Annotated in this window: 20 protein-coding genes; 17 read left to right on the forward strand and 3 right to left on the reverse strand. The window is 62.2% G+C overall.

All coding sequences use genetic code 11. The annotated features are described in order from the left end of the window. Positions 1 to 46: 46 nt before the first annotated feature. The 3 genes from CAQU_RS02735 to CAQU_RS02745 all read left to right on the forward strand — a co-directional run bounded on the left by CAQU_RS02735 (position 47) and on the right by CAQU_RS02745 (position 3277). Positions 47 to 934, forward strand: a complete 888-nt coding sequence (locus CAQU_RS02735; RefSeq protein WP_075725013.1) for a glycosyltransferase family 2 protein — start codon at positions 47 to 49, stop codon at positions 932 to 934. Positions 935 to 1201: 267 nt separating this feature from the next. Further along, positions 1202 to 2335 carry a mannose-1-phosphate guanylyltransferase gene (gene manB, locus CAQU_RS02740; RefSeq protein ID WP_084562728.1) on the forward strand — a complete coding sequence of 378 codons (1134 nt, stop codon included), beginning with the start codon at positions 1202 to 1204 and terminating at the stop codon, positions 2333 to 2335. A gap of 687 nt (positions 2336 to 3022) precedes the next feature. Continuing rightward, on the forward strand, positions 3023 to 3277 hold the full coding sequence (locus tag CAQU_RS02745; RefSeq protein ID WP_245797315.1) for a WhiB family transcriptional regulator: 255 nt from the start codon (positions 3023 to 3025) through the stop codon (positions 3275 to 3277). Positions 3278 to 3346: 69 nt separating this feature from the next. On the opposite strand, the gene CAQU_RS02750 is transcribed toward CAQU_RS02745, so the two are convergent. Next, positions 3347 to 3802 carry a metallopeptidase family protein gene (locus CAQU_RS02750; RefSeq protein ID WP_075725017.1) on the reverse strand — a complete coding sequence of 152 codons (456 nt, stop codon included), beginning with the start codon at positions 3800 to 3802 and terminating at the stop codon, positions 3347 to 3349. Positions 3803 to 3905: 103 nt separating this feature from the next. Between CAQU_RS02750 and CAQU_RS02755 the strand changes: the two genes are divergently transcribed. From CAQU_RS02755 to manA, 3 genes are all read left to right on the forward strand, one after another. Continuing rightward, entirely contained in the window at positions 3906 to 4292 is a 387-nt protein-coding gene (locus CAQU_RS02755) for a DUF3499 domain-containing protein (protein WP_075725019.1), read from the forward strand. A gap of 403 nt (positions 4293 to 4695) precedes the next feature. Beyond that, positions 4696 to 6078 carry a phosphomannomutase/phosphoglucomutase gene (locus tag CAQU_RS02760; protein WP_075725021.1) on the forward strand — a complete coding sequence of 461 codons (1383 nt, stop codon included), beginning with the start codon at positions 4696 to 4698 and terminating at the stop codon, positions 6076 to 6078. 209 nt (positions 6079 to 6287) lie between these two features. Continuing rightward, complete coding sequence (gene manA, locus CAQU_RS02765; RefSeq protein WP_075725023.1) at positions 6288 to 7478, forward strand: mannose-6-phosphate isomerase, class I; 1191 nt, start codon at positions 6288 to 6290, stop codon at positions 7476 to 7478. A 218-nt stretch (positions 7479 to 7696) separates the two neighbouring features. Here manA and CAQU_RS02770 read toward each other — a convergent pair whose 3' ends face one another. Continuing rightward, complete coding sequence (locus tag CAQU_RS02770) at positions 7697 to 10459, reverse strand: MSCRAMM family adhesin (RefSeq protein WP_075725025.1); 2763 nt, start codon at positions 10457 to 10459, stop codon at positions 7697 to 7699. Between the two features lie 288 nt (positions 10460 to 10747). Here CAQU_RS02770 and CAQU_RS02775 point away from each other — a divergent pair, with 288 nt between their 5' ends. The 9 genes from CAQU_RS02775 to secA all read left to right on the forward strand — a co-directional run bounded on the left by CAQU_RS02775 (position 10748) and on the right by secA (position 23892). After that, positions 10748 to 11101, forward strand: coding sequence for a DUF4259 domain-containing protein (locus CAQU_RS02775; RefSeq protein WP_075725027.1), 354 nt, complete (start codon positions 10748 to 10750; stop codon positions 11099 to 11101). 1027 nt (positions 11102 to 12128) lie between these two features. Further along, positions 12129 to 13571 carry an adenosylhomocysteinase gene (gene ahcY / locus CAQU_RS02780; RefSeq protein WP_075725029.1) on the forward strand — a complete coding sequence of 481 codons (1443 nt, stop codon included), beginning with the start codon at positions 12129 to 12131 and terminating at the stop codon, positions 13569 to 13571. A gap of 129 nt (positions 13572 to 13700) precedes the next feature. Next, the gene (locus tag CAQU_RS02785; RefSeq protein WP_075725031.1) at positions 13701 to 14363 is read left to right on the forward strand and encodes a dTMP kinase; all 663 of its coding nucleotides are present in this window, start codon (positions 13701 to 13703) and stop codon (positions 14361 to 14363) included. 108 nt (positions 14364 to 14471) lie between these two features. Beyond that, positions 14472 to 15152: an MtrAB system response regulator MtrA gene (gene mtrA / locus CAQU_RS02790; protein WP_075725033.1), complete on the forward strand. Its 681-nt coding sequence runs from the start codon at positions 14472 to 14474 to the stop codon at positions 15150 to 15152. 204 nt (positions 15153 to 15356) lie between these two features. Further along, the gene (mtrB, locus tag CAQU_RS02795) at positions 15357 to 17141 is read left to right on the forward strand and encodes an MtrAB system histidine kinase MtrB (RefSeq protein ID WP_157109032.1); all 1785 of its coding nucleotides are present in this window, start codon (positions 15357 to 15359) and stop codon (positions 17139 to 17141) included. Then, positions 17138 to 18865, forward strand: a complete 1728-nt coding sequence (lpqB, locus tag CAQU_RS02800) for an MtrAB system accessory lipoprotein LpqB (RefSeq protein WP_075725037.1) — start codon at positions 17138 to 17140, stop codon at positions 18863 to 18865. The genes mtrB and lpqB overlap by 4 nt, the downstream gene beginning before the upstream one ends. 80 nt (positions 18866 to 18945) lie before the next feature. Then, on the forward strand, positions 18946 to 19653 hold the full coding sequence (locus CAQU_RS02805) for a ComF family protein (RefSeq protein WP_084562732.1): 708 nt from the start codon (positions 18946 to 18948) through the stop codon (positions 19651 to 19653). 270 nt (positions 19654 to 19923) lie between these two features. Continuing rightward, on the forward strand, positions 19924 to 20562 hold the full coding sequence (gene hpf, locus CAQU_RS02810) for a ribosome hibernation-promoting factor, HPF/YfiA family (protein ID WP_075725039.1): 639 nt from the start codon (positions 19924 to 19926) through the stop codon (positions 20560 to 20562). Between the two features lie 699 nt (positions 20563 to 21261). Next, positions 21262 to 23892, forward strand: coding sequence for a preprotein translocase subunit SecA (secA, locus tag CAQU_RS02815; RefSeq protein ID WP_075725041.1), 2631 nt, complete (start codon positions 21262 to 21264; stop codon positions 23890 to 23892). 87 nt (positions 23893 to 23979) lie between these two features. Here secA and CAQU_RS13175 read toward each other — a convergent pair whose 3' ends face one another. After that, positions 23980 to 24570 (reverse strand): hypothetical protein, encoded by a 591-nt coding sequence (locus CAQU_RS13175; protein WP_075725043.1) that lies wholly within the window; start codon positions 24568 to 24570, stop codon positions 23980 to 23982. Positions 24571 to 24956: 386 nt separating this feature from the next. Between CAQU_RS13175 and CAQU_RS02825 the strand changes: the two genes are divergently transcribed. Then, complete coding sequence (locus tag CAQU_RS02825; RefSeq protein WP_075725045.1) at positions 24957 to 25370, forward strand: HAD family hydrolase; 414 nt, start codon at positions 24957 to 24959, stop codon at positions 25368 to 25370. Between the two features lie 5 nt (positions 25371 to 25375). Next, positions 25376 to 25879 (forward strand): DUF6912 family protein, encoded by a 504-nt coding sequence (locus CAQU_RS02830; protein ID WP_075725047.1) that lies wholly within the window; start codon positions 25376 to 25378, stop codon positions 25877 to 25879. Positions 25880 to 26119 lie beyond the last annotated feature (240 nt).

Here is a 26119-nt window from a genome sequence, read left to right on the forward strand (position 1 = left end):
TCCCACAGCAACTACACATGGTGTAGCCACTAGAATTAGCCCGGTTATGAACCATCCTCTTGCGGTCATCACCGTCACCTACTCGCCGGGCGAATACCTCGAACGCTTCCTGGACTCGCTCAGCCGCGCCACGATCCGCGACGTCATCGTCGTCATGGCCGACAACGGCTCCGTCGACGGCGCCCCGGAAAAAGCCGCACAGCAACACGACAACGTGTTCCTGCTGCCCACCGGCGGCAACCTCGGATACGGCACCGCCATCAACATCGCCGCCCGCGCCCTACGCCGCGGCGACTACGGGGACATCGACACCGAGCACCTCTTGATCTCCAACCCGGATGTGGTGTTCGGCCCCGGCAGCATCGACGAACTGCTGGACTGCTCCTCCCGCCACGACTCCGCAGCCTGCGTAGGACCCCTCATCGTCGAACCCGACGGCAGTATCTACCCCTCCGCTCGGGCAGTGCCGACGCTCCGCAACGGCATCGGCCATGCCCTATTCGGCAGTATTTGGCCCAGCAACCCCTGGACCGCCGCCTACAAAGACGACGCCGACATGGCGACCGAACGGAAAGCCGGCTGGCTATCCGGCTCCTGCCTCCTGGTTCGCTGGGATCCTTTCCTCAGCATCGGTGGATTCGACGAGCGCTACTTCATGTACCTCGAAGACGTCGACCTGGGGGATAGGTTTGGGCGCGCCGGATGGGACAACATTTTGTGCCCGACCGCCACAATTACTCACGCCAAGGGGCACTCCACCGAAAGCGTTCCGGAGGCCATGCTGCCAGCCCACCACGACAGCGCCTTCCGCTTCCAAGCGGATCGTCACGCTGGGGCGTTTTATGCGCCGTTGCGTGCCGCCCTGTGGTTGGGGCTGAAAACCCGCGCCGCCCTGGCTGTTGCCTGCGCGAAAAAAGGCAAAAGCCATTGCTGATTCGCAGTGCCCTGGTTGTGCTGGGGCTTTCGCCTGAAAAAGTTCAGCACCGCGGGGCTTGAAAAAAACCGGCGAATATATAACTCCGATGCTAGGAAGTTCACAGCCAGCCCAAGCAATTATCGCCAGCCGTCGCGCTAGGCTGGTGTGAAGTTTTATTTCATCACGTAGAAAATCCGCACTACCCGCTATCGGCAACAGGCTACTGATTGTGCCGGGCACGGTTGCGCGGTGAACCCCAAACTCGTTGGGAGAGTTTCCCTGATCATGAATGAGTCGCACCACAGCGCCGAAGCCGCGTTGGAACAGGTGAAGAATCTGGATGTTCCAGCCCGCGACGTGGACGCAGTAATCCTCGTCGGCGGGAAAGGAACCCGTCTGCGGCCGCTGACGGTGTCCACCCCGAAGCCGATGCTCGCCGTGGCTGGATTCCCCTTCCTGGCGCACTTGTTGTCGCGCATCAAGGCCGCCGGAATCAACCACGTTGTGCTCGGAACGTCTTTTAAGGCCGAAGTTTTCGAAGACTACTTCGGCGATGGCAGCGAACTGGGCCTCGACATTGACTATGTGGTCGAAGAAACGGCCCTAGGCACTGGCGGTGCGATCCGCAACGTCTACGACCACCTCACCCACGACACCGTGGTGGTCTTCAACGGGGACGTGCTCGGCGGCACCGACATTGGGGACGTCATCGAAACTCACGACAATAACGACGCCGACGTCACCATGCACTTGGTGCGGGTCCCGGACCCGCGGGCCTTCGGCTGCGTCCCCACCGCCGCGGACGGCCGGGTGCAGGCCTTTTTGGAAAAGACCAATGATCCGCCCACGGATCAGATCAACGCCGGCTGCTACGTCTTCAAGCGCGAGATCATCGCCGGCATTCCGGCCGGAAAAGTCGTCTCCGTGGAACGCGATGTGTTCCCCCGGCTGCTGGAGGAAGGCAAGCGCGTGTACGGCCACGTCGACCAGGCTTACTGGCGCGACATGGGCACCCCGGATGATTTCGTTCGTGGCTCCTCGGATCTGGTGCGCGGAATCGCCCCCTCGCCCCTGCTGAAAGGGCGCACCGGTGAATCCCTGGTGGATCCCTCCGCCGGAGTTAAAGATGGCGTGTTGTTGCTCGGTGGCACCGTCGTTGGCCGGGGTTCCGAAATTGGGGCCGGCTGCCGGCTGGATGACACCGTCGTCTTCGACGGGGTGACCATCGAGCCGGGTGCGATCGTGTCAAACTCCATCATTTCCGATGGTGCCCACATTGGTGCCGGCGCCCGCATTAGCCACTGCATCATCGGTGAAGGCGCAGTCATCGGTGCACGCTGTGAACTGCAAGCCGGAATGCGGGTGTGGCCCGGGGTGAACCTGCCCGATGGGGGAGTGCGCTTCAGTACAGACGCCTAGCAGCCACAGTTGGTGTGTGGTGGGGTTTCGCTCAATGTGGCGAAACCCCACTTTTTTATGCGCTGGCCGGGGTGAAAAGCGGCGGGGTGCGCGTGTGGTTACTGGGGTAGTGGGGGAGGGGATGGCATGATGAGCCAAGGGGTGTGGAAACGGTTAAGAGGTTCGCAAGACGCTTTGGGGGAGTCTGCGCAAGCAACCACTATATGTAGTACCCCCGCCTATTACCCCCGGCATGGGCATTTTGTGGCGCGTGTGAAAGCTGTGACCTGCTTCAAGGGGAAACGCCCCCTAGTTGGCAAAAAATTCCGCTCAAGCTTGACTCGCCACTACTACTACGTGTGTAATCACATCTGTGTAGTTAGCCGTCACTGACGTTGGCCCCACCGCCCAAACCGCACAGCGGAGCCAACACTTTGTGGCGCGGAACGCCCCGCACACCACGCAGGAAAATCTGTAAGGTGGGCGGACACGGAAGCGAACTTTCCCATCGCGTCCCCACCGCAGCAGTAGTCGGACACTACAGCCGTGAAAGTGTTGCCACAGTGCACACGCTTCCAGGGCGCCGCACACGTCGACGGCCCTGCCAGACCACCCAGCCCACAATGTCGGAAAACCTATTGCAGAAAAGGAGCGCTCGTGGAGGAATACGCAAGCGACGCGCCTAGAAGCCCTCAGGGTGCCGCTCAGGTGAGCCATGACCAGCTCTTCGAGCAGGTCGAATGGGAATGGCAAGAACAAGCACTGTGTGCACAAACCGATCCTGAAGCCTTCTTCCCTGAAAAGGGCGGATCCACCCGCGAAGCCAAGCGGATCTGCATGGCCTGCGAAGTTCGCGATGAATGCCTCGAATACGCACTGCTCAACGACGAGCGTTTCGGAATCTGGGGCGGACTCTCCGAGCGTGAGCGTCGCCGCCTGCGCCTGCGTCGCGACGCCAGCTAACGCCACACCGCGAAACGCAACCTACAGCCTTCACACCACGCCGAATCGTGGTGGACACCCAGACCCCACCTACATCTCGTAGGTGGGGTCAATGTCTGTCGGGGATACATTCAAATGGGTAGCCACCAAATTGGTCAGCACCCGCTCGAGCAACGCCTCACGCTCCTCCGCGGTGGCCGCGCGTGCCTCAATGGGGCGCCGAAAAACCACAATGCGCGGCCGTGTCGGCTGCCCCTGCGCATCCACGCCCGCCGGAATCACCCGTCCCAGCGGCACCGCCCCGTCCGCACACACCTCATCCGGCAAAATCGTATTGCTTGAAATCAGGCGCATCCGCGGAATCATGTCCACTGCCACATCGACGTGGGCGAGCTCCTCGGCAAAATTTTCAGCAATCGGGGCATAGGCATTGCGCACCAAATCATCGAAACGCTGACTGCGCGAGGCGAAACGGGGAATCGATTGCGGCATGATGGGGCCGCGCTGGCCGCGCCCGTGTCGATCTCTGAAAGCCCTGGTGTGCATGCAGCTAAGACTAGGGGCGCACTCTGTAAGGGTGATTGCTCGCCACGCCACGCCGAAGAAAAAACCTAGAAAACCTTCGACTAAAGGTCTAAACTTCACTTCCGTGAGCCAATTTCGACGTTGTTCCCGCCCCGGCTGCGGCAAACCCGCAGTCGCGACCCTGACCTACGCCTACTCAGAATCAACCGCTGTTGTCGGGCCCCTAGCCCCCCAAAGCGAGCCACACACCTGGGACTTGTGCGAGCACCACGCAGCCAAAATCACCGCACCCCTAGGCTGGGAGCTGCTCCGCGTCGAAGACATCACCATCCGCGACGATGACGATGATCTGACCGCATTGGCCAAGGCCGTCCGCGAAGTCGGCGGGCACGGATCCAGCGTCCTCGACGAAGGGCCGGCCCGGCACCCCTCTCAGCGTCAAACTCCGGCACCACCCCGCACCCGTCGCGGCCACCTCAGCATCGTCCCGGATCCCGAAGACGAGCAATAACAACGCTTTACAGCCCAGCGGCCCACCACCGGCACCTGGGGCGCGCCCGCGGTGCTGCGGGTCGCGCACAGCCACCTGGTACATAGGTCTCCGGCAGCGCCCTGGACGCGCAGCCCCCACGCGACGGGCCACACATTTCGGCAGCAGCACCCAGGATGTGCCTGCGGGGCCGCCCCCAAATCCTTTTGGCTCCACCCATGCGGAACTAGACAGCCCATCTTGCGCGTTACACAAGATGTAACCCCATCACCGTGCGGTAGGCAGAAAAACCCTTTCATACCTGAGGCCACCAACGCCACAGCACCCCACCGCACACCCACCTCCCGCGGGCCAGCCCGCCCGGTCGAGGCCACCCCGCGCCACCACAAGCAGTGGCGCACATTCTTCCAAGGAGTTTTCCCCCATGCGTTCACGCGAACAGGTCGACGCCAGCATCAAAGCTTATGACGTCCGTGGTGTCGTCGGCCCCGGATTTGACGCCGAATTCTTCCAGGAGATTGGCTCCGCCTTCGGCCGGCTGATGGCCGGCGAAGGCGCCACAAAGATCGTCATCGGCCACGACATGCGCGACAGCAGCCCCGAGTTGTCCTACGCTTTTGCCCGCGGTGCAGCCCGCTACGGGCTCGACGTGGATTACCTGGGACAAACCAGCACCGACGAACTCTATTTCGCCTCCGGTGAATTCGACTGCCCGGGCGCAATGTTTACCGCATCGCACAACCCGGCCCAATACAACGGCATCAAAATGTGCCGCGCCGGCGCTAAGCCCATCGGGCAAGAAACCGGCCTGGCCGCCATCGCAGACGCGCTCGTCGAGGGAGTCCCGGCGCCCGCAGCTGGCACCCGCACCGGGGAGATCATCGAAAAAGACGTCCTCGCCGACTATGGGGCATTCCTGCGCAACCTGGTGCCGCTGGAAAACAGCCGCCCCCTCACTGTGGCCGTCGACGCCGGAAACGGCATGGCCGGGCTGACCGTCCCCGCCGTGATGGAAGGGCTCCCCTTTGAAATCAAGCCCCTCTACTTCGAGCTTGACGGCACCTTCCCCAACCACGAAGCCAACCCGCTTGAGCCCGCCAACCTGGTGGACTTGCAGCGCTTCACCGTCGAAAGCGGCGCCGATATTGGCCTGGCCTTCGATGGGGACGCCGACCGCTGCTTCGTCGTCGACGAGCGCGGTGAACCGGTAACGCCCTCCGCGATCTGCGCCATCATCGCGGAACGCTACCTGGCGAAAAACCCGGGCGCGACCATCATTCACAACCTGATCACCAGCAAAACCGTCCCGGATATCATCCGCGAAAACGGCGGCACCCCGGTGCGTACCCGAGTCGGCCACTCCTTCATCAAGGCCACCATGGCGCAAACCGGTGCGGTCTTCGGTGGTGAGCACTCCGCCCACTACTACTTCACCGAGTTCTTCAACGCGGACTCCGGCATGCTGGCCGCGATGCACGTTCTGGCGGCCCTGGGCGAAACCGACAAGCCTCTGTCTGAGCTGATGGAGCAATACACCCGCTACGAAGCCTCCGGGGAAATCAACTCCCGCCTCGACTCCGCCCAGGCCCAACAGGAACGCACCCAAGCGGTCCTGGATGCCTTCGCAGACCGCACCGAATCGATCGATCGTCTCGACGGGGTGACCGTGGAACTGAAATCCACTCCGGCGTGGTTCAACGTGCGCGCCTCCAACACCGAGCCGCTCTTGCGTCTCAACGTGGAAGCCCCGACCGCCCAGGAAGTCACCGCCCTCGTCGACGAAATCCTCGGCATTATTAGGGCCTAGCATTCTGTAGGACTTCACCCTGCGGGGTGACAACCACACGAGGCGGCTTGTCGCTACGCGGGGCGTGCTACCCTGAACGTTTGTTGTTTGATTGCGTCCGAGCGGGCTTCCCCGGTGTATCCCACCGCTGAAACCCGCTGCGGGCGCCCCAACGCGCCACCACACACCACTGGTGGCGCACACCTAAAACTCATCGACGTGGAGGTTTGATGCAGCAGCTCACCGGCTCCATCCGGGCGTACCCGTGGGGTTCTCGCACGCTGCTTGCGGGTCTTCGCGGCGAGGAAAGCTCCGACGACCGCGAAGCCGAATTGTGGTACGGGGCACACCCTGGCAGCCCCAGCTACCTGGGTGACAAGCCCCTCGATGAGACCCTCACTGCCGCCAGCGTCGGAGCTCGCGTGGAGGAACAATTCGGCATCGCACTGCCGTTTTTGCTCAAGATTCTCGCCGCGGACGAACCCTTAAGCCTGCAGGCGCACCCCACCAAGCAGCAGGCCGAGGCGGGCTTCGCACTGGAGGAAAGCGCAGGCATTGATTGCTCCGCCAGCAACCGCAATTACAAGGACCCCAACCACAAGCCTGAGCTGATTGTTGCGCTCACCGAGTTTTCGGCACTGGCTGGTTTCCGTCCACTGGAAAAAACCCGCGAGCTTTTCGCTGCCCTCGACTGTCCCGAACTTTTCCGCTACCTGACTGTCATTGACGACGACCCGGAGCACGAAGAAGCCAATCTCAGGGCCCTGTTCACCACGTGGATCACCATTCCAGCGGCCGCTCGCGGCCCCCTGATTGAGGCCGTCTTGTCCTGCGCACGAGACTATGTTGCCCGCGAGGACGCCGAGGAGTGGATCAAGGATGCACTGCTCAATGTAATTGCCCTGGGACAGCGCTATCCCACCGACATTGGGGTTTTGGGGGCGCTGCTGTTAAACAAGGTCAATCTTGCACCCGGGCAGGCTTTGTACCTCGGGGCGGGGCAGCTCCACGCCTACATGCATGGCATGGGAGTGGAGATCATGGCCAACTCCGACAACGTGCTGCGGGGTGGTTTGACCTCAAAGTATGTGGACGTGCCTGAACTGGTGAAAGTGTTGGACTTCCATAGCTTGGAAGACCCCCAGGTTGAGGTGTCCCACGCTGGGGTGCGCACCGATTATCCCTGCCCGGCGCAGGAATACCACCTCAGTCGATACCAGCTCGATGCCGGTGAGTCCGTGACTTTCGATCATGACGGGCCGGCTGTGATTCTTGCTGTCCGTGGGGTTACCGTCGCATCCCAAGCGGAGCACACCGAGGAGATCTCTGCGACGCAGGCCCTGTGGGTGCCTGCTGATGATCCGGCCATTGAGTTGCGCGGTCGTGATGGGGCCGTGGAATTCTTCATCGCTCAGGCATAAACAAAGCTCACAGGGCGATACGCGCCTGCTGATTACAAAGCGCACGTCCGACTTGTGGTTGGTGGATGCTGCGCTGATGTGAGGCGCGAGCCGTTGAAGTTGGGGCGCCTGGGGTGACTAATTGACGATTGTGCGCCCACTAACGATCGTAGGGGGCGTGCGGGGTGTCGTGGTGGCACTCCGCGGATTTTCACCTGTGTTTAGTGACGCTGTGGATTCTAGGAATCGAGTAACGGTTCGGCGATTTCGTCCCAGCTCAGCCAGTACTCATCCCCGTCGATGTTGCCGGTGCCGAAGCTTTCGTCGTCATCGTCTGGGATAGCATCGCTGTCGTAGCCGGTGTCGGCAAAGCTGTTCTCAGCGTCGGTGGCGTGAGCGAAATCTGGCGGGGTGTCGACCAACACCGCAGTGGTTTGGGGTCCTTCGATGGGGGTTTGCTCGATGGCGAAGTTCAACCCGAGAGCATCCGCATCGACATCCTCGGAGCCAGGGAAGGGCTCGGGGTTGAGTTCAGCTTCTGCGCCGAAGACTGCCTCGTAGGGTGTCCACGAGGGGTCAAGTGCCGGATCGTCCCAGGGGGATTCTTCATCGTCGATGTCGCTATTTTCTGCAATCTCCAGGTCAGCGAAGTAGTCTTCGTCGAAGCCGGGAGCGTCGTACCAGGCATCCTCATCGAGGGAGTCCAAGTCGATGGGGATGTTGTAGATGACGGTGGTGCTGTCATCAACGGTGATGGCGTCGGCGTCAATAGCGGCGCGGCTGGGGCCCTTGGTGGGGCCGAAGTCGCGGGCGGGATCACCGTGGCCTTTGGCAGGTGTCGGCTGATGTCCACCTTTTCCGGGGTTGTCTTTTCCAGGGGTGTCCTGTGCGGGAGCATCCTTGGTGTGTTCCGGTGTGGATTTGCTGGGCGCTGGCTTCGCCGCCCGATCCTTGTGCGGAGCCGATGCGTCCTCGGACGGTACTGAAATGTGGACGTCGGAAACGCGTTGGCCGTCGTTGGTCAGGCCGTGACCGTAGTCGCCGTTGTCCGGAACGAGCGGTACGTCGGCAATTTGGTCATAGCGCCATTCGAAGCTGTCGGCGAAAATTCCGTTGGGAAGGTACACCGTGACATGGATGTATCCATTGGGTAGCAGCGTGTAGAAGAAAGAGCAGTTCTTCGACCAGTAGTCGTCGGGCTGCTTGGCGTCACGCCAAGTTCCTCCGCTGTCACCGGTGTCTTTGTCGTCGCCGGGGTCTTGATCTTCACCACCGGGCTGCGGGGGTGCAGGTACCTCGGGCAGGGGCTGTTCAAAAATGTCGCCCGGGTTTTGTTCGACAGGGTCGGCTGGGAGCGTCGGTTCCTGGGGAGGAAGTGGCGTGGGTTCTCGTGGCTGCTCTGGCTGCAGGTCTTCTTGAACCGGAGGCGCAGGGTCGGGCTCTTGGGTCTGCGGGGGAGCAGTCGGTTCGGGTTTTTCCGGTTCCTGCGGATCTTGGGGGTTTTCGATCGGGAAGGAGGGGTCGCCGTCGTACCACTCTGGGGGTAGTTCCTCGTCGATTCCGGGTTGGGGGAGAACAACGATCGGTGGCCAGATGGGAGCCGGGACCACAATGTGGCCGTCACCAATGCGGTCACCGGGGACGGGTAGGATTTCGCCAACTTCGCCGTCGCCGGGTACGGGTACGGGTACGACTACGTCGCCTTCGCCGTCGCCGGGTACGGGTACGGGTACGATTACGTCGCCTTCGCCGTCGCCAGGGAAGGGTTCAGGTACGACGATGTCGCCGTCACCTGGGACGGGGACAGGCAGGATGATGACTCCGCCGCCGGGGTGGCCGGGCTCTTGCGGATCTGGTGGATCCTCCGGAAGCTGTGGCTCCGGCACCTGGGGTTCCGTGGGTTCCGTGGGTTGGTGCGGTGGCGCGACAGGCGTTGTTGGTTCCGGGGGCGCCGGAATAGCCGGATCGGTGGTCGGCTTCGGGGGAGTCGGCACCACGGGGGCCGTGGTCGGTTTTGGCGGCTCCGGGGGAGCAGCCGGTTTTGTAGGTTCCGGAGCTACCGGAACCGCGGGGGTTGTGGTCGGGTTGGCGGGCTTTGGCTTAGCCGGGGTGGGCTTGGGATGCGCGGTGGGTTTGGCCGGGGTCGGCTTAGGTTGCGCGGTGGGCTGAGCCGGGGTGGGCTTGGGCGAGTGAGCTGTCGGAGACGCGGCAGTCGGTCGCGCAGGCTTTGTTGGTTTGGGGGTGGTGGTCTTCGTCGGCTTTGGCGTGACCACGGGCTTGCTGGGCTTCGGCTTTTCCGGTTTAGGGGCGACGGTTGGCACGGCAGGACGTGTTGGTGCCGTGGTTGCGGTTGTCTTCGTGGGCGTTGCAGGCTTGGGTCGCGGGCTGCTGGTCTTTGCCGGTGGGGTCGGTACCTTGGTGGGCTTGGCCGGCTTTGGAAGCGCTGGCGCGGCGGGGGCAGGCTGGGAAGCGGTACGCGTGGGTTGCGCCGCCGGAGCGGGCGCGGGAGCGGGGCGCGCGGCGGGGGCAGGAACCGCAGGGGCAGGCGCAGTGGGAGCTGCCGGCGCGGTGGCGGGGGTGGGGCGCTGGGCGGGACGCGGTTGCGACTCAGGCGCCGGGTTGGCGGCAGCCTGCGGGCGGTTGGTGCTGCCTGCAGCGGGCTCGTTGCTGGATTCGGCTTGCGGTGCGGCGTCGCTGGGAGTGTCGGGTGCGGCAGGGGAGTTGTGGGAACTGCTTGGCGCCGGGGTTTCGGTGTGATCGCCGGTGTCTGGGCGGGCGATCCGCATGACGGCGTCGCGGGCGAGACTGCGCTTCATTTTGCGGATCTCAGCCGGGGTTTGGCCTGGGGCGGGGGTGCGTGGGGCGCCGGTGGCGCGGTCGATGCTGAACTGTTCCGGGTCTTGGGCAGTTTCTTGTGACGTGGTGGTGATGTTGTAGGCCACGCTGGTGACAGCGAGGGAGCCCACGACAGAGAAGGTCAGCATGCTGGGGTTCAGCTTCACTGGCTCTCTCCTTGGGTGGGGCTTTGCACTGTCGACGGGTGTAAAACTGGCACTACCTAGATGGGCGTGCAGCCCTTTAAGATGAGGGCTGAAGCTGTAGTGCTGTTGGTTGTTCGAACGGGGCGCTCACGTTGCGATTCTCGAGGACGCATAGGCAGCATAATCGCTACACCAAAATCTTTTCTTAAAAACACGCGAACCTGAGACTTTATTTTTAAACATCCTAACATGCGGTGTACTTAAGGTAAATCTCAGAAAAGGGTTTTATGCTTGAAAGGAGCACCTTCAATGAGTGCCTGGGATCAGTCAATCTTTGCTTCAGATGTGAATACTGAGTTTCTGGATGAACTGCTGAGCCTTGATGATGACGGCGTCGTCGAGGCGGTGGAGGATGTGTGCATGCTGGTAGCTCGCCAGTCGGGGGCTACTGAGGATGAGCGAGAGAATGCGCTGTGTGCTGCGACGATCGCCGCGATCTGGGCGGGCGCGCCGTTTAGTGCGGGTGATGTTGCTGATCGTTATCCCTTCATTCGTCGGCACCATGGTCAGGTCAGCGAGGAGCTGGCAGAGGTGGCTACGGAGGTTCTTGAGGCTGGGGCGGATCCCGATGAGGTGGAGGAGTTTCTCGAAGCGCTGACCTAGCAGCGCCGCGATCTATGCCCCCGAAAGGGGGTGCTGTGGTGTGTCTTGGTTGAGTTTTTCCCTGCTCATGCTCGGCTTCGTGGTGGGGAGTGCTTGCCGACTTGACATCCCCTCATGTGGGGGTGATGTCTGATGTTTGGTGAGCTTTTGGGGGGTTAGCTTGTGAGTTCTTGGGGGTGTTGGAGGCATGGCTTGACGTGCGGGGCCTGCTGTTCGAGCAGGTGGCTGGTGACGCTGTGGCGTTTAGTGAAAGTTGAAAGTGCTTTTTTATTCGATTATCGGGGCGGCAACAAATATGGTTCTGTCAAAAAATCTATTGCATTTTTAAAGTGTTACTAATGAACTTTTTCCGCATTTTAAAATGGTGACTTTTGGGGGCGGAAGAATGCTTTTGTGATGCATTCTTTTTCCGTTTTGGAGGGTGGGAAACGTTGCCCTCCATGCGGGTTTGCGCACTACGTCACCGAAGTGGGCTTAACCACGGTTTTGTGCACAAATCGGGATTGGGTGCGCGGCGGGGTGGGGCTAAGTTTTGGCCGCGCATCCCAAGCAGGTCTTATGCATAGTTATTTATGGACTGTCTGAGGAGTGGAGTATGCACCCATGAGTCCCACCGCCCCCGACCGCTTCCGCTGCACTCCACACACCGCCACACCCTTCCAGCGCGCCCGCCCCCACATCTTCCCGGCGGGTGCACTACGGGGGGAAGTGATGTGGAGTTGTGTTGTTTTCTCGCCTTCATCATGGGCCAAAGCCGTGCGCCGGATGCCCGCACCCGCCACCGCACGGCCAGCCCGCGAAAAACAACTGACATGGCGTCGCAAACCGACATCCCCCGAAGACCCCACCCAAACGCCACGCCGCCTGCTTGCGCCCGGTGCTCTAAAGTGGACGAAGACAACCCACCGGCTTTCCGCGCCCACCGCGCCCCGCCGCGCACTGTCGAACCCCACCAAAACAAAACTATCGCCGCGACGTTAACCGCCAATGGCACGCGTTGTGGCACCACAGGAGTGTGAATCCCAGCATGGATTTCAAGGTCGCCAATCTCGGTCTGCACGAAGCTGGCCGTCACCAGATTCGCCTCGCGGAACACGAGATGCCCGGGCTGATGGAGCTGCGTCGCGAATACGCCGAGCAGCAGCCCCTGAAAGGCGCCCGCATTGCGGGGTCCATCCACATGACTGTGCAAACCGCAGTGCTCATCGAAACCCTGGTGGCCTTGGGCGCAGAAGTGCGCTGGGCGTCCTGCAACATTTTCTCCACCCAGGATGAAGCCGCGGCAGCGGTGGTCGTCGGCCAAGGCACCGAAGACAACCCGCAGGGCGTGCCGGTGTTCGCGTGGAAGGGTGAAACCCTCGAAGAATACTGGTGGTGCGTGGACCAAATCTTCACCTGGGGGCAAGACGCTGACGGCGCAGAAATCCTGCCCAACATGATCCTCGACGACGGTGGCGACGCCACCATGGCCGTCATCCGCGGCACCGAATACGAAGCGGCCGGCGTGGTGCCCCCGGCAGACGACAACGACTCCGACGAGCACAAAGCCTTCTTGGGGATGCTCCGCGAAGTCCTTGAGCGCGCCCCCGGGCGCTGGGGACGCATCGCGCAATCCGTGCGCGGCGTCACTGAAGAAACCACCACCGGCGTGCACCGCCTCTACCACTTCGCGGAGGAAGGCACCCTGCCGTTCCCCGCGATGAACGTCAACGACGCCGTCACCAAGTCCAAGTTCGACAACAAATACGGCACCCGCCACAGCCTCATCGACGGCATCAACCGCGCCACCGACATGCTCATGGGCGGCAAAAACGTCCTCATCTGTGGCTACGGCGACGTCGGCAAGGGCTGCGCCGAAGCCATGGCCGGACAAGGCGCACGCGTCTCGGTGACCGAAGCCGACCCCATCAACGCCCTCCAAGCACTCATGGACGGCTTCCCCGTCGTCACCGTCGACGAAGCCATCGCCAATGCCGACATCGTCATCACCGCCACCGGCAACCTCGGCATCATCACCTTCGAGCAGATGCTGAAGATGAAAAACCACGCCCTGCTCGGCAACATCGGCCACTTCGACAACGAAATCGACATGCACTCCCTGCTGCACCGCGACGACGTGCAGCGCGTCAACATCAAACCCCAGGTCGATGAGTTCATCCTGCCCAACGGCAACGCCATCATCGTGCTCAGCGAAGGCCGCCTGCTCAACCTCGGCAACGCCACCGGACACCCCAGCTTCGTGATGTCCACCAGCTTCGCCGACCAAACCATCGCCCAAATCGAGCTGTTCACCAACTACCGCAACTACGACAAGCAGGTCTACCGACTGCCGAAGATCCTCGACGAAAAAGTCGCGCGCATCCACGTCGAAGCCCTCGGCGGCAGCCTGACCACACTGACCAAAGAACAAGCCGAATACATCGGCGTCGACGTCGCAGGCCCCTACAAGCCCGAGCACTACCGCTACTAAACCCCACCGCCCCGAAAGACATACCACCACCCACACCGGCGCCCGGCCAAGCCGCGGCGCCGGTGCCCCACGACGCCACCCCAGGGCACCTCCGGGCACACCAGGCACACAAAGAAAGCCCCACAGCAGATGATCATCGCCATCGAAGGCATCGACGGAGCCGGAAAAAACACCCTCACCCAAGCACTGGTTTCCGCACTCCGCGACGACCCCCACCACCCAGTCGCCGTCACCTGCGCCGGCTTTCCCCGCTACGGCACCCGCTACGCCGACCTTGCCAGTGACGCCCTCAACCACCAGATGGGCGACATCGTCGACTCCATCCACGCCATGGCCCTGCTTTTCGCCCTCGACCGCGAAGCCTTTCTCCACACCCTCAACGACTACGCCCACGGCGGGCCCAAACAGCACGAAGTGCTCCTACTCGACCGCTACGTCGCCTCCAACGCCGCCTACACCGCCGCCCGCCTCGACGACCCCGCCGGCGCCCAATGGGTCGCCGACCTCGAATTCGGACGCTTCCGCCTACCCACCCCAGACCTGCAAATCCTCCTCGACACCCCCGTCGAACTCGCCCAACAACGCGCCGCCAGCCGCGAAGCAGCCGACGCCAGCCGCACCCGGGACGCCTACGAACGCGACACCAGCCTGCAAGCCCGCACCGCAGACAACTACCGCACCCTGGTAGCCACCGGTTGGCCTCACCACAGCGAATGGATCACCGCCCCCGCAGACATCGATGTCTCCGCCCTCGCCGCCGACATCGCCACCCGCGTCCGCACCCGCATCTAACAACCCCGCCACCAGCCCAACCCACCGCCGCACCGCAACATATTTGTGCCCAACATCAAATGGTTGGCTCCAGACAACCACCAGCGGAATATGAAACACTAGAAAGCTATGAGCGCCACCATCCTTGTCGTCGACGACGATCCCGCAATCTCCGAAATGCTGAGCCTGGTCCTGCAGGCCGAAGGTTTCAACACCGTCGTCGTCGCCGACGGCGCCGAAGCCATCACCACCGCGGCAAACGTCAACCCGGACCTCATCCTCCTCGACCTCATGCTGCCCGGCATGAACGGCATCGACGTCTGCCGCGCCATTCGCAGCCGCTCCAGCGTGCCGATCGTGATGCTCACCGCCAAAACCGACACCGTCGACGTCGTGCTTGGGCTGGAATCCGGGGCCGACGACTACGTCAACAAGCCCTTCAAACCCAAAGAACTCGTCGCCCGCATCCGCGCCCGCCTGCGCCGCGCCGAAGACCCCGCACCCGACCAGCTAACCATCGGGGACCTCGAAATCAACGTCTCCGGGCACAGCGTGCGCCGCGACGGCGAAGACATCCAGCTCACCCCCCTCGAATTCGAACTGCTGCTGGAACTAGCCCGGAAACCCCAACAGGTGCTCACCCGCGAAGAACTGCTGGAAAAAGTGTGGGGCTACCGCCACTCCAGCGACACCCGCCTAGTCAACGTGCACATTCAGCGGCTCCGGGCCAAGATCGAAAAAGATCCAGAAAACCCCCAAATTGTCCTCACCGTCCGCGGCGTCGGATATAAGACCGGGCACGCAGGCTAGGCCGTGGACACGCCCGACAAGGACACCACCCCCGTCCACTCGCGCACCACACCTCGCCTCCCCGTCCCCATCACCCCACCACTAAACCCCCCGCGCGACACCGTCGAAGTCATCGATAGCCCCCGGCCCAGCGCCGACGCCGGGCCACTTCGTCGTGCCTTCATGCACGTCGAAGAATTTTTTCGCAGGCTCCTCAACAAAGGCATGGAATCCTGGCGCACCAGCCTCCAGGTCAAAGTCATCGGCTCCATCGTGGCCGCCTCACTCACCGTCATCCTGATCCTCGGATTCGTGATGATCAGCATCGTGGCGCAACGCCTCATCGACACCAAGCTCGCCTTCGCCAGCCAAGAAATCGAACGCTCCCGCGCCATCGTCGAAGCCCAAGTCGAAGCCACCGACACCTCCAACTCCCTGCAGGTGCGTCTGAACTCCGCCCGCGCAGCACTGACCAGCCGCAACCAACAATCCAGCGACACCGCCGCCGTATTCGAACCGGTGCTGGTGGTGCACACCGGCGACGGATCAACCACCACCAGCCCCGAGGGCTACTCCATCCCGGACCAGCTCCTCGACTTCGTCGACCACCAAAACATCTCCTACCAGTACACCACCGTCACCCGCGCCGATAACACCCACTACAAAGCGCTCATCATCGGCACCCCCACCAGCACCGACATTCAAGACCTCACCCTGTTTTTGGTGTTCCCCCTCGACAACGAGGAAGCCACCATGGGGCTAACCCGAGGACTCCTGCTGGCCGGCGGGCTGGTGCTGATCATCCTGCTGGTCGTCATCGCGTGGCTGTCCACCAAACAGGTCACCGGCCCGCTGCGCTCCGCCAGCCGGATTGCGGAACGCTTCGCCGGCGGGCACCTGCGGGAACGCATGCTCGTCAACGGGGAAGACGAAATGGCCCGCCTAGCGCAATCCTTCAACGCGATGGCGGAATCTCTGTCGAAACAGATCCGCCAGCTGGAAGAGTACGGCGACCTGCAACGCCAATTCACCTCCGATGTGTCCCACGAACTGCGCACCCCCTTGACCACCGTGCGCATGGCCGCCGACATGATCGCCGACCGTAAAGAAGACCTCGACGTGATCACCCAACGCGCCTCCGAGCTGATGGTGCGCGAACTCGACCGCTTCGAAAGCCTCCTGGCGGACCTGCTGGAAATCTCCCGCCACGACGCCGGCATGGCGGATCTGGCGGAAGAACGCGTCGATATTCGTTCCGTCGTCAACCAGGCCTGGCAGCAGACCCAACACCTCGCCGACGAACTGGGGGTGGCGGTGCTGTTCTACCAGCCACAGGAGCCGGTCTACGCCACCATCGATTCCCGCCGCATCGAAAGAATCCTGCGCAACCTCTTAGCCAACGCCATCGACCACTCCGAGTCCCGCCCCGTGGAGGTGCTGCTCGCCGCCAATGAGGACGCGGTCGCCATCACTGTGACCGACCACGGCGTCGGCCTAAAACCAGGCCAGGAGGACTTGGTCTTCAACCGCTTCTGGCGCGCCGATCCCTCCCGGGTGCGGCACTCCGGCGGCACCGGTTTGGGCCTGGCCATCTCCCACGAGGACGCGGTTTTGCACGGCGGCATCCTCGACGCCGCCGGCACCCCCGGCGTCGGCAGCGTGTTCCGGCTTACCCTGCCCCGCACCCCGGGCGGCTCCTACGGTAGCGCCCCCCTGGAGTTGATTCCGCCGGAACCCTTCGACGAGGACACTGCCAACACTTTGGGGGAATTGCCCGCCGGCGCCTACGACATGCACGGTGATGTTCCCTCCCCGCGCACCGGCGATGCAAACCTGTCGGCCAGCCCGGCAGATGAGCCCACAGCGGTGCCGGTTGATCCCCTCGCCGGGGTGGATGATTTGCATGAGTTCAGTGCCGAAGAGATCACCGATGAACTACTCAGCGCGCTCGGCGACGACTGGGATGACGAACCCGAAGACGACCACACGGAAGGGGAGCAGCCGCGATGACCGCGCATAAAGCAGCCCACGCCACGCTGGCAGTGCTGACCGCCCTCAGCGTTGCTTCCTGCACCTCGCTGCCCGGCGATGGCTCCCCGCAGGTGCTCCGCAGCTACCAGCCGGCACTACCCAGCGAAGACAACGCCTCACCGGTCGATGGGCGAGAACCCGACCTGTTGCTGCGCGACTTCTTCGCAGCCTGCGGCCGGCCCACCGGTGGACACCAAGTGGCCCGCAGCTACTTGACCACCCGGGCCGCAGAAAGCTGGAATGATGCCGCCGGCACCACCGTGGTTGATCGCATCGACATCAATGCCCAAGCCGGTGGCACCGACGACAAAATCACCTACGTCATCCGCGGCGGGGTGATTGGTGCTTTGGGCACCGGTGGCACCTTCACCCCGAAACCCGGGGAAACCGAAGCGATAATCGAGCTGGTCAAGGTCGATGGGCAATGGCGCATCGACAGCCTGCCGCAGGGAGTGCTGCTGGAGCGCACGGAACTGCAAAACAACTTCAGCCCCCAGAACCTGTTCTTCTTCGACAGCACTGGGCGTTTCCTGGTGCGCGATCGGCGCTGGGTATACACCCGCCAACCGCAGTTGGACACGGCGCTGATCTCCCTGCTGATGGAAGGACCCAAAGGGCTGCTGGCCCCCGGCGTGGAGACCGCGGTTCCTCCAGGGGCCACCCTGGTCGGCTACGACGGCGCCTACAAGTTCTCCGGGTTTGGAAACCTTTCCCCGGAGGCGCGCCACAAGTTCGCGGCTCAAGTGATCTGGACGCTAGCCAAAGGTGGCATCACCGGCCCTTATCGGATCGAACTCGATGGGGCCCCGATCGACCCTAACGTGCCCGACCTGGACGTTGAAGACGTCGCTGAATTCAACCCCTCCGCAGCCTCCACGGCGGTGGCCCCGCTGTACGCCCTCTCGAATGGTTCCCTGGTCAAAGCCGAGGGGGATAGCCTGGTGCCCGAAGGTAACGGGCTGGGCTCGAGCGGGAAACTGCAATCCGCGGCGGTGAGTGTGAGCGGGGAACTGTCGGCCGGTGTTCTCGTCGACGGCGCCGACGAAGCACAGCGCTCCACCTTGCTGGTCGGACCGCCCAGTGGCGGCCTGACCGACGTGCTGCAGGCCCGCACCTTGACCTCGCCCAGTTTCGAATACGACGCCATCGCGTTGTGGACGGTTAGTGACGGGCGAGCCATCGTGCGCATCGCCCGCTCCACCACCACCGGTGAAATGACCCAGCAGGCGGTGCAAGTGCCCTTCCTCGATGAGGACGAACACCGCGACCTCAACATCGATGAACTCAAACTGTCTCCCGCGGGCGTGCGCGCCGCGATGATTATCGACGGCAACGTCTACGTCGGCACCGTATCCCGGCCCGGCCCCGGGGAACGCCGCATGGACAACGTCGTCCAGGTCGCCCCCGCCATTGGTGCCTCCGCAGTCAGTATCGATTGGATGCACGACGGCTCAATTATCGTCGGAACCTCAGAGGCCGATACCCCTGTCTGGCGGGTCGAGCCGGACGGCTCCGGCGCCACTCCGCTGCCCAGCGGCAACATCACCGCCCCGGTGACAGCGGTAGCGACCTCCAGCACCACCTTGTTCATCACCGATGCCCGCGCGGCCCTCCAGCTGCCGATCAACTCCAACTCCTCCGCGTTTTGGCGTGAAGTGCCCTCCCTGGTGGGAACCCGCGCCACCCCCATCGTCGGCAGCTAGGGGACCCCACCACTGGGAAATCCACAGCCTCCTTCCCACCCGCTTGCGGCCAAGCCTGGTCGGTGCGTACAAGCGAAACCATGAGCAGTGGATCCAACCGGGTACGCAACAGCATCTCCGGGCTTTTCTCCTGGGTGGCTCACCCCGGCCAGCCAGTGGGTAGCGACCTGTTGGACATCGTGCTGCCCCACGAGTGCGCCGGCTGTGGGCGCGGGGGAGTGCGCTTGTGCGCCCACTGTCGGCGCACCCTACGCCAACCACCCGGCCGCACCTACGCCCGCCTCAGTCCACCGGTTCCGGTGTGGTCTTTCGGCCCCCACGCCGGCCCTCACCGTGGTGTGATCATCGCGCTTAAAGCGCGAGGCCGCCACGACATGGTCGAGTACCTGGCACGGGTGTACACAGCCGGTCTTACATACCTGGCCGCCCGAGGTGAGCTGCCCGAACCCGAGGAGTTGGTGCTGGTGCCCGCACCCTCCCGCAGATCCGCCCGCGCCGGAGGAACGGCCGACGTGGTTGCGCAGATCGCCGACCGCACCCAAATCCCCGTCGCGCACTGTGTGGGATACCGCCGAACAGTCCGCGACAGCGTCGGCATGTCGCTGGCCGCCCGCAAAGAAAACGCCCAGCGCAACCTGGTAATCCGCGGAGAACTACCCGCCGCAAAGCCGGTGCTGCTCATCGACGACGTCATCACCACCGGCGCGACCCTGCAGACCACCGCCATGCGACTTATCGCCGAAGGGGTGAACGTCGTGGGGGCGCTGACGTTTTCCGCGGCGGGCTAAACCGGTCTTTGATACCAGCTTTTCAGCTAGGTATCGCACCTGCGGCAGTATGCCAGTTTCACACTGTCCTGGGGCTATGCGGAAAGGATGTGCTTGGTCAAAAAAATTTTTTCGGCCACACGCTGCGGTAATGAAAGAAAGTCTGAAAACAAGGCAGCGAAAAGGTTATGACCAGATGTACCCTGAGGGTGTAGTAATTCCCGTCACCGACTGCGACGAGAGTAATCCCGCTCACGAACGCACGGTGGCCCGTACCGGGAGGTAAGTCACGTGACGACCCCTGCTGACATCAAGGTCAACATCACCGGACGCAACGTGGAGGTGCCCGAGCACTTCGCCGAGCGAGTTCATTCCAAGCTTGCGAAGATCGCCCGCCTCGATCCAACCCTCACCTTCTTCCATGTAGAGCTCCAGCACGAGCCCAACCCGCGCCGCTCTGAAGAATCCGACAGGATTCAGATCACCGCCACCGGCAAGGGCCACATCGCCCGCGCGGAAGCCAAGGAAGATTCCTTCTACGCCGCACTCGAAACGGCCATCAGCCGCATGGAGCGCTCCCTGCGCAAGGTCAAGGCCCGCCGCCAGATCAGCCGCTCCGGCCACCGCACTCCGAAGCCCATGGACCAGGTCGCCCTCGAGCTCGCAGAGCAGGCCAAGACCATGGAAGCCCACCAGGAGGAGTACCAGGATCCTTACGCAGACTCCGTCGAGGACGTCCGTCCCGGCCAGATCGTCCGCACCAAGGAACACCCCGCCACCCCGATGAGCGTCGATGACGCCCTGAGCGAGATGGAGCTCGTCGGACACGACTTCTACCTGTTCATCAACGAGGAAAACAACCGCCCCTCCGTTGTCTACCGCCGTCACGCCTACGACTACGGCATCATTGTCCTCACTGAAGAGAGCTAAGCGCCTACGCCGCTTTGCGCGCACAATAGCCACTGCGCACGAGTACACAGGACCTGTCAACCAGGCCGTGTGAATTACCGCGACAGCGCTATTGCGTAAGGTTCGGCCGGAACATCCTCACCCAGCAGGCCGCTGGGTGAGGGGACGACGCGCTTAGCCACCGTTACCGGCAAGACGCCTTTTCATTAAGACGCCGAACCGACCCACGAGCGCACACTCTTTATGGGTACTGCCCCGCACCACCACCCACACAAGGGAAAACGGTGCGGGGCAGTGGCATGCCAACCCCCCCAAAAAAATCAAGTCGTCTTTCCGCGCGACCCCACCCGCGCAGCACCTCAACCCCAGCTACCGGCCGGGCCACAAACCTAGCCCGGGTGGAGCATGAGCACCACCTAGTTCACCCCTCATTCATCTCTTTGTGGTTCAGCGCGTAGAATAGTTTCGACTTAGCTAGGTTCTTCCCAAGCCCCGGTCGGCCGATCTCCGTGTGAAAAAACCGCCAGTTTCCCTGGCAGGATCCCGCGCCGGGTGCTGGTGGTGAATCTGGTGGACATTTTTTAAATTAACCGCGGTCGGCTCTGAGACGACTGCGTGCAGGGCTCAACCCTTCACCGATGACGGTGCTGCAGGACAACTGCACGGTGATAGCGCCGGCGTTGAGGGGTTCCCGCAGTTATGACGTAAGGATTATTGCCTGTGTTTGGACTTTCCAAGCTACTTCGCGCTGGTGAAGGACGCGCCGTGAAGCGCCTCCAGAAGATCGCCGACGAGGTGATCGCCCTCGAGTCGAAGTACGCCGACCTCTCTGACGAGGATCTGCGAGCGAAAACGGACGAGTTTAAAAAGCAGCTTGCTGACGGCAAAACCGTTGACGATATCCTCCTCGACGCCTTCGCTGTGGCCCGCGAAGCCTCCTGGCGTGTGCTCGACCAGAAGCACTACCCGGTGCAGATTATGGGTGGCGCGGCACTGCACTTCGGCAACGTCGCCGAGATGCGTACCGGTGAGGGTAAGACCCTGACCTGTGTGCTGCCCGCATACCTCAATGCCCTCGAGGGCAAGGGCGTGCACGTCGTGACTGTGAACGATTACCTGGCAAAGCGTGACTCCGAGTGGATGGGTCGTGTGCACCGCTTCCTCGGCCTGCGCACTGACGTGATCCTGTCCGACATGACCCCGGAGCAGCGTCGCAACGCCTACAACGCCGACATCACCTACGGCACCAACAACGAGCTCGGCTTCGACTACCTCCGCGACAACATGGCGCTGAGCACCGACGAGCTGGTGCAGCGCGGCCACCACTACGCCATCGTCGACGAGGTTGACTCCATCCTTATCGATGAGGCGCGTACCCCGCTGATTATTTCCGGCCCCGCCGATGGTTCCTCCGCGTGGTACGCGAACTTCGCGCAGATCGTGCCCCGCATGAAGCGCGATATTCACTACGAAGTGGATGAGCGTAAGCGCACCATCGGTGTCAAGGAATCCGGCGTTGAGTATGTCGAGGATCAGCTCGGCATCGACAACCTGTACGCCCCGGAGCACTCCCAGCTGGTCAGCTACCTGAACAACGCCATCAAGGCCAAGGAGCTGTTCACCAAGGACAAGGACTACATCATCCGCAATGGTGAGGTGATGATCGTCGACGAGTTCACTGGTCGTGTCCTGGCTGGTCGCCGCTACAACGAGGGCATGCACCAGGCTATTGAGGCCAAGGAAGGGGTGGAGATTAAGGCGGAGAACCAGACTCTGGCCACCATCACCCTGCAGAACTACTTCCGCCTCTACAACAAGCTGTCCGGCATGACCGGTACCGCCGAGACCGAAGCTAGTGAGCTGCACCAGATTTACAAGCTGAACGTGGTGCCGATTCCGACGAACCGTCCGAATCAGCGTCAGGACCTGACCGACCTGGTGTACAAGACCCAGGAGGCGAAGTTCGCTGCTGTCGCCGACGACATCGCTGAGCGCGTCGCCGAGGGCCAGCCGGTGTTGGTGGGTACCACCTCCGTTGAGCGTTCCGAGTATCTGTCTGACCTGCTGTCTAAGCGCGGTATTTCCCACAAGGTGCTCAACGCTAAGCACCACGAGAAGGAAGCCGAAATTGTGGCCCAGGCCGGTTTGCCTGGTGCGGTGACCGTGTCCACCAACATGGCTGGCCGTGGTACCGACATTGTGCTTGGCGGTAACCCCTCGATTCTTGCCGATATCAACCTGCGTGCTCGTGGTTTGGATCCGGTGGAAACCCCGGAGGAGTACGAGGCTGCTTGGCTGGGTGAGCTGGAGAAGATGCGCGCCCAGTCCGATAAGTACGCGGAGCAGGTGCGTGAGGCTGGTGGCCTGTACGTGCTTGGTACTGAGCGTCACGAGTCGCGTCGTATCGACAACCAGCTGCGTGGTCGTGCTGGCCGTCAGGGGGATCCGGGTACCACCCGCTTCTACCTGTCGATGCGTGATGAGCTGATGCTCCGCTTCGTGGGCGCGCGCATGGAAAACATGATGAACCGCCTGAATGTTCCGGACGATGTCCCGATCGAGGCGAAGATCGTCACCAACTCCATTAAGGGTGCGCAATCCCAGGTGGAGAACCAGAACTTCGAAATGCGTAAGAACGTGTTGAAGTACGACGAGGTCATGAATGAGCAGCGCAAGGTGATCTACCGTGAGCGCCGCGAGATCCTGGAGGGCCGCGACGTGGCTGACCAGATCGATTCCATGATCGACGAGACCATCACCGATTACGTTGCCGCTGCAACCGCCAACGGCTATGTGGAGGACTGGGATCTGGACAAGCTGTGGCGCGCCCTGAACGCCTTGTACGGCCCCACCATGACGTGGGAGTCGCTGGTTAACGGCACCGAGTACGGCGGCAAGGGTGATTTGTCTGCGAACGATCTGATCGACGCGCTGACCAAGGATGCGCACGCCCAGTACAAGGAGCTCGACGACGCGGTGAGCGCCGTGGCTGGCCCCGACCAGATGCGTTCCATGGAGCGCCGCATCATCCTCAGCGTGGTTGACCAGAAGTGGCGCGAGCACCTCTACGAGATGGACTACCTGAAGGAAGGCATTGGCCTGCGTGCAATGGCGCAGCGTGATCCTTTGGTGGAGTACCAGAAGGAGGGTGGCGACATGTTCAACGCAATGAAGGACGCCATCAAGGAGGACACGGTTCGTCGCCTGTTCGCTTCCCGCTCGCAGATTCTGCCGCAGTTCCAGGCCGCCGGTTCTGCCGATGTCAACAATGACGGCAAGGTCGATGACGAGGACTATGGCATTGAGCGCGCTCCGCGCGATCTGTCCTACAAGGGTCCTGAAGAGGTCTAAACCCTAAAAGTGTGACTGTGGGGTCGCTTTGCCCAGTGTGGGCGAGGCGGCCCCACAGTGCTGTCTAAGGGGTTGGTGCCTGTTGTGTTAGGCGTGGGGCCGCAGTTGCAGGGTGGATAGTTGCCAACCGCGGCTGGTGTGGATTAGCCGTGCGGCGAAAAGGTGGGGGGTTGCACCCATCAGGTAGGTGCCCCACGCTTCGACGGGTGGTTGGGGGCGGTGTTTGCGCGCTTGGGCGGCGTATTCTTCGGCGAGTTGTCGTGCCAGGGCGGTGGGGGCGCTGGTGGTGGTGCGCGTTGTGGGGGTGGTGGGGTGTTCGGCGGTGGGGGTGTGGTGGATGGCTGTCAGGTCGCGCAGCGCGATGGGAAGTGGCTGGGGGCTGCGGGGGTGTTGCCTGCAGTGGATGCGGACTTGTGGGGAGTATTCGGCGCGCATGAGGGTGGTGAAGTCGTGGTGGCCGTGTGCGGTGGCGATGGCGGTGGTGATGAGGTGGGCGATGGTGGCGTGGGTGTGGGGTGTGACGGGGCGTCGGGTGGGGGTTGTTGGTGGTGGGGTGGTGGTTGGTGGTGGGGGGATGAGGACGGCGAGTAGGTGGCAGCCGGGGGCGGTGGCCCAGCGGGGGGTGGGGTGTCCGCGGTGGTGTGTGGTGGTGGGGCGGTCGGCGGTGGTGGTGTTCATGTGGGTGTAGACGCTGGGGGGTGGGGTGCTTGGTTTCGTGGTGGGTACCCCAGGCAACCGTGGTGTTGTCTTGGTCACGTCGGGTGGGCGACATGGGGGCGGAAAGCGGCTATTTTTAAAGCAGCTATTTTTTTCCCCCCTTTTTTTAAGGCGCTGTGGTGCGCGTGGGCATGCGTGGTCGTGGGCTGGATGTTTTGTTCTCTGCCTGGCCTTGAGTGTTTCGCGTAGTGTGGTGAAGCGAAAAATGCTTGGTGCGTTGCGGTGATCGTTCACGGTGCGACCAGTGGTTTCTTCAGGCCTGTGTGATGGGTTTGGGGGGATCTGTGCGTGTGGGCTGTGCCTGCGCGTGGTGTTGATAAACGATGTGTGTAAAGGATGTTTCGTTGATGCGTGGATTGATTGTTGACTATTGCGGTGTGTTGGATGGCACCGATGAGGATGTGCGCCGTTGGAAGGCGTTGTTGTCTGAGCTGAAGGCTCATGGCGTGCAGTTGGCTATTTTGTCCAATACGGAGGGTGAGGGGCCGTTGGCGGATGAGATTCGCCGGTGGCTGTCTGATGGCATCGTGGATGCGGTGGCGTTGTCTGGTGAGATTGGGGCGGAGAAGCCGGAGACTGCCGCTTTTGAGATCGCGGCTCGTTCGATTGGGTTGCCGATGAATGATTGTGTGTTTGTCGATGACAACATTTTGAATGTGCGCGGGGCGGTCGATTCTGGTCTGGTGGGCGTTTTTTATCAGCACTTTGACCGTTCTGTCGTGGAGATTTGCGGCATGTTCGGTATGGATGGGGAGTACTAGTCGTTATGCGCGTGTATCTTCCGTCGACGTTTGATTTGTTGCGCCGGCTTGCTGAGGAGGGCTCCCACCCGGTGGTTGGGGGTTATGGTTTTACGGCGACTCCCGCTTTGGTGGAGGCTTTTGAGGGCTTAGAGCTCGAGGAGATTGAGTACTTTGCCTTCCTTGATGCCGCGGAGGGGTCTTTGCGGATGCTGAATGCGGGGGTGGAGCTTTTTCCGGCGCGTCGCGTGGTGGTCAGTGTCGATGTGGATGACAGTGCGTGCCATGTCGATGAGGAGGCTGGCGATAGTGTGGTGCGGGTTGATTGGGAGTCTGTGCCGCTGAAGCACATTGCGAGCATCCACGTCGATATTGAGGAAACTGAGCAGTTTACGAAGCCTGCGGTTGAGGCGATTGTGGCGGCGGACCTCGGGGACGAGGATGCGGCCAATGTTGTGGCTGAGGCGCAGGATTATTTCATGGCTTATCGGGAGCCGACTCGCTTGGATTTTGTGTTCGGCGAGGGCTAGTTTCCTGCGAAGACGTTGTGGGCGTCGGTGTCACCGCCTGTCGGGCTTTGCCTGGCAGGGTGTGGTGGCCCCGGCGCCTTTGCTGCGTTGTATGCCGTTTTGGTGGTGGTTTTTTTGGGGGTGTGGTGGGGTGGTTTGTTGGGGTGTGGTGGGGGATGTCCTGGGTGGCGCTGGGGTTGGGGCGTGTTGGTGGACACGAAACCTACGCAACGGTAAGCTACGGTGCCGTACTAGTTTTAT

This window comes from Corynebacterium aquilae DSM 44791 (assembly GCF_001941445.1).
Classification (GTDB): Bacteria; Actinomycetota; Actinomycetes; order Mycobacteriales; family Mycobacteriaceae; genus Corynebacterium; species Corynebacterium aquilae.